The organism is Pedobacter sp. B4-66, assembly GCF_018492665.1.
In the GTDB taxonomy this organism is placed as follows: Bacteria; Bacteroidota; Bacteroidia; order Sphingobacteriales; family Sphingobacteriaceae; genus Pedobacter.
The window spans coordinates 464,663-476,504 of record NZ_JAFVME010000001.1; the positions used below are offsets into that span (position 1 = coordinate 464,663).

The following is an 11,842-nucleotide window of genomic DNA, read 5'->3' on the forward strand; positions in this document are numbered from 1 at the left end:
TTATTCGTATTTCAAGGCATCGATGGGATTTGCTTTTGCCACTTTTACTGATTGTACACTTACAGTTAGTATCGCTATAATTAAGGAGACAAATAGCGCCACACAAAAAGGAATTATGGAAATAGAAACACGAAAATCGTAATGGGAAAGCCACTTATTCACAGCAATGTAAGCTAGTGGAAAAGCGATCAAATTCGCAACTGTTACTAATTTAATAAAATCTTTATTCAGCAATTCTAGAATACTCATATTACTAGCCCCCAACACTTTGCGGATACTGATTTCCTTTTTACGTTGTTCTGCCATGTAAAGTGCTAATCCTAACAAACCCAAACAAGAAATAAATATTGCAAAACCTCCAAACCAGTTGGCTACAGTTCCCAAAAGTTTCTCATTCCCAAACTTTTCTTCAAAATTATCATCAATAAATTTGCGTTCTACAGGGAACCCGGGATTAAGCGTCCTTACAATCTCATCAATTTGGGATATTAATTTGCTTAAGTTCTGATTTGGATTTAAACGAGCAACGACAACTGCTGAATTAACATTATCATTACCAATAACCATAGGCAGCGTTTTTTCAAATGGCGATTCAACGATAAAGTCTTTTACGACCCCAATAATCGTTGCTTTTCTATCACCCCAACCTATAAGAGTACCAACAGGATTTCTTAACCCCATTACGCTTACAGCGGTTTCGTTTACTATTACGTTTGCAGAATCTGAAAATTTCATAGAAAAATCTCTTCCATCAGCAATTTCAGCATCAATTGTCTTTACAAAATCGTACCCGGCAAATCGATAATTAAATAAAACATCTCCTCCTTTAGTTTTACCTGGCCAACTTACATTCATTGTCCTATGTCCCATTTGCCCCATGCTCCTGCTAAAATTCGTAACACTGTTAACAGCACCTGTTTTTAAAAGTTGTTCCTTTAAAAGATCTAGTTTTCCCTTATCCTGCAAGGAGCCTACAAGGCTAATTTCAACCAGATTATTCTTGTTATATCCAATTGACTTGTTCTTAATATAATTGATTTGTTGGTAAATGATTGTGGTGAAAATGATAAGGCAAGCTGCAAATACAAATTGAAATATAACCAATATCTTCCTAACAGATAAAGATGAGCCCTGAGCATTTCGAAATCCTTTAAGTGCCTTTACAGGATCAAATGAAGAGAGATAAAACGCAGGATAACTACCAGCAACGAGCCCCGTGAAAAAAGTCAATCCTATTAAGGCACACCATAATTCCCAATCCGAATAATCAATATTAAGATCAGTATTTAATACCCCATTAAAGTAAGGAATGCCTATCTCAATTAAAACAAACCCAACAATTAACCCAAAAATGGTAAGTAAAAAGGATTCGAGCATAAATTGCGATATCAACATCTTTCTGGTGGAACCAATGACCTTACGAACCCCCACCTCTTTTGCTCTTTTTTCCGACCTCGCCGTAGAAAGGTTCATAAAATTAACACAGGCTATAAAAAGAATACAAAGTGCCAACAGGAAAAAAGTTCGAACCTGAGTGATCTTTCCACCAACAGATTTCCCATTTTGAAATTCGCTATATAGATGCCATTTTGATAAGGGATGTAACATAGCCTCATTTTCTGATTTTGGATCATTTCTTAGATAAACACCTTTTATCATCTGACTCGCGGCATTAAAAGCCTTCTCATCAACCAACTGAACCATAGTTAAACAAAACATACCCTGCCAATGCATGTCTTTAATCCACGGGTTTTGACTTTCAAATAAACTCCATGGCATAAGGTACTCAAACTGAATAGAACTGTTTTTCGGAAGATCGGCCATAATACCCTCTACTTTCAGGAAGGTTTTATTATCCAATTTCACGGTTTTATTTATAGGGTCTTCAGTACCGAAAAGTTTTTTAGCTAATGATTCTGTAAGAATAACGGTATTTACTTTTTTTAGGGCCTGATCAGGATTTCCTTTTAAAAACTTATAATCGAGTATTTTTAAAAAATCTGGATCTGCATAAACAGAGCTTGTCTTATAGCTATTATCTCCATTCCCAATTAGATGTTGCTCCGGATAACTTGAGTGGGAAGCGTATTTAACACCTGATATTTTAGCTTTTAGTTCTGGCGCCATCACCCCAGGTGTCCAAGCATAGCTTGTTTTTTCAGTACTAGTCTGGTGATTAGTATAAAGTATATAAGTGTTTTTATAATTTGTAAATTGTTTATCATAGCCCCATTCGTAGGCTACATACAATAACAAAATCATACAACTGGCTAATCCAATGGCTAGCCCGCCAACATTAATCAATGTATAAACTTTGTTTTTCCAAAGATTTCTTAAAACGATTTTGAGATTGAGTTTAAACATGTTAGAGCTGATTTAGTTTATTCGTATTTTAATGCATCAACAGGATTGGCTTTTGCCACTTTTACCGATTGTATGCTTACGGTTAAAACTGCAATTAGAATAGAGATACATGCAGCCAGAGCAAAAGGTAAAAAAGATATTGAAATACGATATTCGAAAGCAGAAAGCCACTTATTAATAATGATATAAGCGACCGGAAAAGCGATTAAATTTGCAATGACAACCAGTTTGATAAAATCTCTATTTAATAAGGTTAGGATATTTCCTGTACTTGCTCCCAAAACTTTACGAATACTGATTTCCTTTTTGCGTTGCTCTGCCATAAACAAGGCTAATCCAAGCAAGCCTAGACAAGAAATAAAGATGGCAAAACCACCAAACCAATTAGATAATGTACCCAAGAGCTTTTCGTTTTGAAATTTGACTTCAAATGATTCATCTACAAATTTTCTATTTACAGGATAATTAGGTTCAATTCCTTTAACCAATTCATCAATTTTATTTAATGAGGAACCAATATTTTGATTAGGATTTAAGCGGGCAAGAATAACTTCAGGATTATCCAAATAACTTGGATAAAATATCATTGGAGCAACCTTTTGGTATGCACTTTCTATTACAAAATCTTTTACAACGCCAACATTTATAAACTTATCATCTCCTGCCGAGATGATGGCACCAACAGGATTTTTAAGTCTCATCATTTTTACCGCAGCCTCATTTAACATTACGCTTGCGCTATCATTTCTATTAATTGAAGAAAGTTCTCTCCCCCCAACTAACTCCGTTCCAATAGTTTTAATAAAATCACTACCTATCCCTCTGTTATTAAACAAAATGGATTCACCCGGACTTTTGCCCTCCCACGATACATCAGTAGTATTATTACCATCTTCAGTAATGTCTCTAGTGAAAAAAGTAACCTGAGATGCTGCACCTGATTTTAACAGTTGAGTTTTTAATAACTCAAGCTTACTATTTTCTCTCATTTTGCCTTGCACAGAAATTTGAACAAGGTTAGACTTATCATAACCAATTGGCTTATTTTTCACATACCTAAGCTGTTGATAAATTACTGTAGTGCAAATAATTAGGCAAGCAGCAAAACCAAACTGAACAACTACCAGAACTTTCCGGATAGAAACTGAAGAATCTGTTTTGATTTTGGAACCTTTTAATACTTTAATTGGCTCAAAAGAAGACAAATACAGCGCAGGATAACTTCCTGCAATAAATCCTGTAAAAATCATTAAAGCAAGAAGTGTAATCCAAAAATTAGCATTACGATAATCGATTTGTAATTGAAGATTTAATAAGTTGTTAAAGTATGGTAAACTAACCTCGACCAGAACAAAAGCCAGAACTGTTGAAAGAAAAGTTATGAATAGAGATTCTAATAAAAACTGGCCGATTAACGATTTACGAGTAGAGCCAATTGCCTTGCGGATCCCCACCTCTTTTGCCCTGCGCTCGGAACGGGCCGTAGATAAATTCATGAAATTTACACAGGCAATCAACAAAATACAAAAGGCAAGCATTAAGAATATTTTAAGCTGCTCAATTTTACCTCCAACAGACTTTCCATTTTCAAAATCATTGTACAAATTCCATTTAGTTAATGGGTGTAATAATGCCTCCGAAGTATTACCCTTTTGATTTCGCGCATAGATACCTTTCATTGAAGCATTTGATTCAGAAAAAAAATTATTATCCGTTAATTGAACAAGCGTTAGGCACATATTATTTCCCCAAGTAGCATTTTTCGCCCACGGCTCCCTTTTTTCAAACAAGGTCCAAGGCATTATGCACTCAAATGTGATGCTATTATTAGCTGGTACATCTTCAATTATGGCCTCAACTTTTAATACATCTTGATTTTCAAGCTTTAATATCTTATTTATTGGATCATCATTACCAAATAACTTTTTAGCAAAAGATTTTGTAAGAATAATGGTATTAACCCCTTTTAATACCTCATCAGGATTACCCTTGATGAATTTATAATCTAAGATTTTGACAAATGAAGGGTCTGCAAAAACCGCCCTGGTGTTTAGCTTATTTTCGCCCACACTAATTAATTTTCCACTCGGATAAGTAGAATGTGATGCATATTTAACACCTGGAATTTTTGCGGCAACCTCTTGAGCCATAACATTAGGTGTCCAGGCCCAGCTAAAAATTTTACCGTTTGCAGGCGCATTTTGATAAACTACATATGTTTTATCATGATTGGTAAACTGCTTGTCATACCCCCATTCATAAGCTACATAAAGCAATAGGATCATGCAACTGGCCAGTCCTATACCTAAGCCACCAATATTTATAAGTGTAAATCCCTTGTTCTTCCAAAGGTTTCTTAGTGCGATTTTGACGTTGAGTTTAAACATCTTAAAACTGGTTTAGGTTATTCGTATTTTAATGCGTCAACAGGATTCGCTTTTGCAGCTTTATACGCCTGAAAGCTTACGGTTAAAAAAGCGATTACACTGGTACCAAATATGGCAACAACGATGATCCACCAGGAAATTGCGGTGCGGAATTCAAAATGGCCCAGCCACTTATTCATCAGGTAATAGGCAATCGGCACACCAATTATTACTGCTACCAAAATCATTTTCATAAACGCCACAGAAAGCAATTGCATAATACTGGCTACTGAAGCACCGAGGACTTTGCGCACTCCAAATTCTTTAGTTCGTTGCTCTGCACTATAAGCTGCCAAACCAAACAACCCTAAACACGATATAAATATGGCCAGTCCGCCAAATAGATTAGATAAAATCCCAAGAACCCTTTCTCCCTGTAGCTTTTTGGCATACAGATCATTAACAAATTTCAAATCAACCGGGTAAGCAGGATTTATTTGTTTGGTTACCTGCGTTATCAATTCAACATTTTTAGTTAAATTATTATTCGGATTAAGACGCATGGTGATCTGACCACCCCATCCCGGATTGAAAGCAATTACCATAGGCCGGTCGGTATAATAGGGTGAGCCCCAAATGAAATCATTAAAAACTCCTACCACAGTGAAATCATTTCCATGATACTTTACCGGTGTACCAATCGGATTTTTAAGCCCCATCAATTTCACAGCAGTACTGCTTAACATTAATGCTGCAGTATCTGAAGCAAATGACTTAGAGAAATCGCGTCCCGAAACCATTTGTATTCCATTTGTTTTGGTAAAGTCGTAGGTAGTTGCAATCTGATTAAAAATTACATCCTTATCTGCTTTAGTCATTCCAGGCCATTCGAAATTCCAAAAACTAGAGCCACTATTTGATAAACTTAAAGACGATTGATATAAGGCCGTAACCGCACCCGATTTTAACAACTCTGTCTTAAAAAGATCAAACTTCTTTCCTAGTTCACCATCCTGAGGCATTTCAACCAAAAGATTTAGGTCATAGCCTACCGGTTTGTCTTTAATAAACTGAACCTGTTTATAAATAACCAGTGTGGCAATAATCAGAATAATAGCAAAGCTAAACTGACCAATAACCAGTACCTGCCTTAAGCTAACAGGAATAACTCTTGTTCTTGTAACTTTTCTTTTTAAAGTCTGGATAGGATTAAAAGCAGAAAGATACAATGCAGGGTAACTTCCCGACAGCAATCCTGTTAACAGGATCACACTTAGAATACCAACCCAATACCTGCTGCTATAGTAATCAATACTAAGTTCTATATTAAGCAGGTTATTAAATGTTGGTAGTAAAACTTCTACCAATACAATGGCGACTAATACACTGATAACGGTTAGTAGAATAGATTCTGTTAGGAATTGAGAGATTAAAGAAGCTCTGCTCGCTCCTATTGTTTTTTTAATCCCCACTTCCTTTGCCCTTCTTTCAGACTTGGCTGTTGCCATGTTCATAAAGTTAATACAGGCAATTAGCAGGATGCCAACGGCTAATGCGATAAATAAGTAAATACGTTCAATATCGCCACCAACACTTTTCCCATTCAAAAACTCCCCAAACAGGTGTCTGTCGGATAGCTTATATATAAAAGATTCATCCGTTGCATCTTTACTGTTTCTTTTTATAATTCCTTTCAGCTTTGCATTTATCAAAGAAATGTCGGCCTGCTCATTTACACGAACTACAGTTTGCCAGTTGTAATTTCCCCACTGAGGCCGTTTTACCCAATCTAAAAGCGTTTCAAATAAAGACCATGGCATCAGAAAATCAAATGTATTTGAGTAATTGGCAGGCAAATCCTTAATAATACCAGTAACCTTTAAATCTACCTCGTTGTTATAACGAACTGATTTGTTAAGTGCATCGCCATCTTTAAACAGCAACTTTGCCATCCGTTCCGTTAAAACCACAGATTTAGCTGTGTTTAAAGCTGTGGAAGGATTGCCCGCAATAAATTCATAGTTAAAGATTTTCAGATTATCGGGATCAGCATATTTAGCCTCTTTTTTAAAGCTATTTTCTCCATTGGCTATTAACTGTTGTCCGGCATTACAGACGCGACTTACGGCCTCAATACCTGGAGTTTCTTGTTTTATAACCGGTCCAATTGCGTTGCTTGTAGCATCTGACGTTTCTTGAATATTACCCTTTGCATCAACAAAATTGGTCATTACCTGATAAACACCTTCCGATCCTTTAAATTTCTTATCAAAACTCCACTCATAGGACACATATAATAGCAGCAAAAGGCATGATGCAAGACCTATTGCTAAACCGACAACATTAATTATCGATGAAGTTTTATGCTTCCAGAGGTTACGTAAGGCTATTTTTAAATTAAGTTTAAACATGGTGTGTTAATTAAGGTTATTCATATTTTAATGCATCAGCAGGATTTGTTTTCACTGCCTTTCTGGCTTGGATACTTACCGTAAGCACAGTAAGAACCGTTGATAGTACTGCTGCAATAAAGAAGGGAAAAAGAGGAATATCTATTCTGTAAGCAAAGGTTTCTAACCATTTCTTCGCCAATACATAAGCCAATGGCCAGGCAATAAGATTGGCAATCAATACAATCCAGATGAAAAAGGTATTTAACATTTTAAACATCTGAAAATCTGTAGCACCAAGTATTTTCCTGATAGATATTTCCTTTATTCTATTGTTCGTTGTAAATGCTGAGAATGCAAATAACCCCAGTACGGCAATAAATATGGTAAGCATTGCGGCAAAGAAAAATACCGACTGAAGCTGTTCCTGTTTTTTAAATAGTTTACCATACAATTCATCCAAAAACTCATATCTGAAATCTTCACCATCAAGCGTATTGATAGCTGGCCACTGAGACTTAAGTGTTGCAAGTGCAGAAGTCATGCTATTCTGATCGATATTGACCATTATCTTTAATTTCTTATCATTACATGGATTCTTAACCGCATATACTGTTGGCTCTACAGCTGCTTCAAAACCCTGAGCTTTAAAGTCCTTTACCACACCAACTATTTTATAATCCATGTTACAGCCTCTGATTATCTTACCTATCGGATTAGTTATTCCATATCGGGCAACTGCAGTTTCATTCAGAATTGCTGAATTGGCTGTATCAGCAATGAAATCTCTGGAGAAAAAGCGCCCATTTTTCAGCTTAATATCCAGCGTTTCAAAGTAATCAAAGTTTACATCCAGAAAGTCAATTGACAATTCCTTACTTTCTAATTTGTAATTATTTGTACCTGGTTTAGATCCATCAGGTATATCTGAAGCTACAGTTACATTGTTCACTCCAGGTATTTTCATTATTTTGTTTCTTGCACTTTCAAAATCTTTAGGGTTATTATAGAACTGGATATTTTTAATAAAAACCACTTGTGATGATTTAAATCCTTTGTCCTCTGCCCTCATGTATTTCAGCTGATTGTTCACAATCAACAAGCCCGCAATAAAGATGATGGCAATTACAAACTGACCTGCCAGAAGAGAATTTCGTAACCAAAGTGTTTTATAACTGGTTTGCATATTACCCTTTAAAACTGATGCAGGTTTATAACCTGAAAGAACCAATGCAGGATATATACCGGATATAACAGTAATCCCTATTAATATCAATAACAGTTGACCAAAAAGAGCTGTATTTCTATGCCATATCGACAATGGAATACCGAATAAATTATTAAACACAGGCAGCATCATTTCGGCTATAATGAGCCCTAGTATCAAGGCCAGCAAGCATTGCATAAAAATCTCTGCAAGAAACTGAAATGTAAGATTAAAGCGATAAGCACCCAATACCTTCTTTACCCCAACCTCTTTTGCCCGTTTTGTAGCTTGGGCAATGGTAAGATTTGTAAAGTTGATACAGGCAATAATGATAATCAGAATACCTAGGCCAAAAAGCGCGACTACAATCTTATAGTTGGTATCGTTGCCCGCCATTGGTCTTAAATGAAGATTCTTTAAAGGATCCAGAAATATAACGGATCGTCCAGCAATTCTACGATCGCTTTCAGGTAAGCCTCCTTTAATAAGCTCTGCCTTAAAAAGATGATCTATTTTTTGCTGAAGTGCCTCAATATTTGTTCCCTCCTTAACCTGTATAAAGGTTCTATAATTATTTGTTCCGTAATCATTGTTACCGAAGGCTATGTCCTTTGAAAGGGATACCAAATCAAATTTTATATTAGAATGCTCATCTGTCCTATCAATTGTACCAAATAACTTAGCCGACTGTGCAGCTTTTTTGGGTCCAAGACCAACTTCAATTGGGAATACTACTTTCTGATTTGGAAATAGCTCTTTAATAAACAATTTGGGTACATACCCTTGAAATCCAGGATCGTTTTCATCAACTGATTTTGCATCTGGCCAAATGTTAAACATTTTGGCAGTCTTAAAATCCATGATCAAAGCTTTGGTCGAATATATCCTACCCTTTTCTGTATTGAGCGGGAATTCAAACCATGTAGGAGTCATCTTTCCTGCCACCTCAACTTCAGGAAAATTATCTTTAATTAATTTGGCAAGTGGTGCAGGTGTATATTCAGTTTTAAAGTCGGGCAAGCTTCTGCCTACCTGATAAATTCTGTCATAATTGGGTACATCTTTATCGTAACTCGTTTCATAAGTAACATATAGAATCACCAATATAAAAGCCGCCAGAGCTATAGAAAGTCCACCGATATTAATTGCTGTATAAACCTTGTTTTTCCAAAGGTTACGTAGGGCTATCTTAAAATTCAGTTTAAACATATTATCGGTGCAGTTACTTGGTTGTTAACTCTGTTACTTAGAAATTAGATCTACCTAAATCAATTCCTCAGTGCGGCCTTTATTTATCTTTTCAGAAATCACGTGTCCATCTTTTAGGTTAATGATTCGGTTAGAGAAACTGGCATCATGCGAAGAGTGAGTTACCATTACTATGGTAGTTCCTGTTTCATTTAACTCGCACAATAATTCCATTACCTCATTACCATGAGAGCTATCCAAATTACCTGTAGGCTCATCCGCAAGTACCAGTTTAGGTTTAGTAACCAAAGCCCTGGCAACAGCAACACGCTGTTGCTGTCCTCCAGAGAGTTGTTGTGGGAAGTGTCCGCTACGGTTTACAATATTCATGCGTTCTATAATCTCGTTTACCAGTCGCTTGCGCTCTCCTGCAGCAACTTTATTATAGATCAGCGGAAGTTCAATATTTTCAAAAACTGTCAGTTCATCAATCAGGTTAAAGTTCTGGAATACGAAACCCATATTGCGTTTTCTGAAATTCGAACGCTCTCTGTCGTTCAGTTTCAAAAGCTCAGTATCAATAAATTTATAACTACCACTTTCAGGTTTATCCAGCAAACCCATTACATTTAATAAGGTAGACTTACCGCAACCGGAAGGCCCCATTATAGAAACAAACTCTCCTTCTTTTACATGAAGATTAATACCATTTAAGGCAGTTGTTTCTATTTCTTCAGTTTTGTAAACTTTTTCCAGATTCTCAATTTTTATCATGGTTATATTTTTATGGTGTTAATCTATTTTATGAATTTCAATTTAATGATAAGAAGGTTTCTCTGTTCCTCGCACAGACGCAGAGAAAACCTTTCTTATTCAACTAAACTAAAACTAAACTAATTTCTACTTACTAACTTCAATTATATCATACTGATTGAACTGATCATAAGAGGAAGTAATTACCTCTTCATTCTTTAGCAAACCTTCCAGTACTTCATAGTACAGATGATTTTTACGCCCAATCTTTATATTTCTTTTTGTTGCTTTTCCGTCTTTAATCACAAACGCCCACGATCCTCCGGTACTTTGGAAAAACTGTCCTTGTGCAAGAAGTAACGATTTGCTATTGTCAGACAAGGTTAGTTTTACCTGCAACGACAAACCTCTTCTTAAGCCTTCCGGCGATGCACCATCAAAGGTTAATTCTATCTGAAACTGACCGGCAGTTACCTCAGGAATTACCTTTTTAACTGTTAAACGATAGGTTTTACCATTAAACTCACAATTTGCAGATTGACCTTCTTTTACTCTGTTGATGTAATATTCATCAACACCGGCCTGCAACTTATAACCCTGCATTACATCAATTTTACCAAGCATTTCATTAGCACCATACGATTTACCTGTTACCGGATCGTATGATGATAAACGGCCTGCAACAGGAGCTTTAATCGTCATATTTTCAATATTCTGTCTGATGGTCTCCAAACTCTCGTCCATCCTGCCTATAGAGAAATCTATTTGCTTCAACTGCATCGTACGACTTTGATTCTCTTGCTTTACAGCCTCTCTCAGTATTTTTTTACGCCCTTGGTAATACTCGTAATCCTGACTTGAGATGTTAAACTCCTGTAAAGTGATCACCTTTTTTGAGAACAATGTACTGTCTATTTTATATTTACGGGTTGCCGTTCTTAAGCTATTCTCAATGTCCATCATATCCTGGCTCATTACCCTTTGGTTCTGTTCAAGATCTAGCCTAAGTTTCCTTAATTGATTGATTTGTTCAATTATACTGGTTTCGCTAGAGGTGTAATTAGATAAAGCATTAGGATTGGTTATTCTTAAAAGAGGTGTGCCTTTTACCACACTGGCACCATTTTCAGTAAAGATCTCTGCAACAGTACCCCCTTCAGGAGAACTAACAATTACTGAAGTTAAAGGAACAACACTGGTGTTCAACAAAACAACATCTTCAAAATCTCCATAAAGCACTTTGTTGATAGTGATTTTATCAGAATCGGCTTTATAAACTTTGTTCAACGACAAACTGTAACCATATGCAACAAGGCCCGCAAAGATTACTCCCCCAACCATCATCAGGATTGTTTTCTTATTGAATCTCTTTTTCTCTATTATTTTATCCATTTTATTTTCTACGCTTAACACTTACCGCTAAGCCAAGTATATGCCAACTGCGCAAATAACATTTACACAACTGAAAATCAACCAATTAAATATAACACAAAACAAAACATGTTCATAATCGAACACTCGATGTACATCATCGAACACTTTTACTATTTTTGAATAACAAACTTTTTATTACA

At 36.0% G+C, this 11,842-nt stretch carries 6 protein-coding genes; all 6 read right to left on the bottom strand.

Annotation, left to right across the window (positions count from 1 at the left end):
- Window positions 1-2,364: an ABC transporter permease gene (locus tag J1905_RS01870; RefSeq protein WP_214225477.1), complete on the bottom strand. Its 2,364-nt coding sequence runs from the start codon at window positions 2,362-2,364 to the stop codon at window positions 1-3.
- Window positions 2,365-2,381: 17 nt separating this feature from the next.
- Entirely contained in the window at window positions 2,382-4,751 is a 2,370-nt protein-coding gene (locus tag J1905_RS01875; protein ID WP_214225478.1) for an ABC transporter permease, read from the bottom strand.
- 17 nt (window positions 4,752-4,768) lie between these two features.
- On the bottom strand, window positions 4,769-7,141 hold the full coding sequence (locus J1905_RS01880) for an ABC transporter permease (RefSeq protein WP_214225479.1): 2,373 nt from the start codon (window positions 7,139-7,141) through the stop codon (window positions 4,769-4,771).
- Window positions 7,142-7,157: 16 nt separating this feature from the next.
- On the bottom strand, window positions 7,158-9,536 hold the full coding sequence (locus tag J1905_RS01885) for an ABC transporter permease (RefSeq protein ID WP_214225480.1): 2,379 nt from the start codon (window positions 9,534-9,536) through the stop codon (window positions 7,158-7,160).
- A gap of 54 nt (window positions 9,537-9,590) precedes the next feature.
- Window positions 9,591-10,289, bottom strand: coding sequence for an ABC transporter ATP-binding protein (locus J1905_RS01890; RefSeq protein ID WP_068890251.1), 699 nt, complete (start codon window positions 10,287-10,289; stop codon window positions 9,591-9,593).
- A gap of 126 nt (window positions 10,290-10,415) precedes the next feature.
- Window positions 10,416-11,660, bottom strand: coding sequence for an efflux RND transporter periplasmic adaptor subunit (locus J1905_RS01895; protein WP_214225481.1), 1,245 nt, complete (start codon window positions 11,658-11,660; stop codon window positions 10,416-10,418).
- Window positions 11,661-11,842 lie beyond the last annotated feature (182 nt).

Excerpts from the sequence above, each read along its gene's own strand:
- J1905_RS01870 (WP_214225477.1), bottom strand. The coding sequence starts at position 2,364 with ATGTTTAAACTCAATCTCAAAATCGTTTTAAGAAATCTTTGGAAAAAC.
- J1905_RS01875 (WP_214225478.1), bottom strand. The coding sequence starts at position 4,751 with ATGTTTAAACTCAACGTCAAAATCGCACTAAGAAACCTTTGGAAGAAC.
- J1905_RS01880 (WP_214225479.1), bottom strand. The coding sequence starts at position 7,141 with ATGTTTAAACTTAATTTAAAAATAGCCTTACGTAACCTCTGGAAGCAT.
- J1905_RS01885 (WP_214225480.1), bottom strand. The coding sequence starts at position 9,536 with ATGTTTAAACTGAATTTTAAGATAGCCCTACGTAACCTTTGGAAAAAC.
- J1905_RS01890 (WP_068890251.1), bottom strand. The coding sequence starts at position 10,289 with ATGATAAAAATTGAGAATCTGGAAAAAGTTTACAAAACTGAAGAAATA.
- J1905_RS01895 (WP_214225481.1), bottom strand. The coding sequence starts at position 11,660 with ATGGATAAAATAATAGAGAAAAAGAGATTCAATAAGAAAACAATCCTG.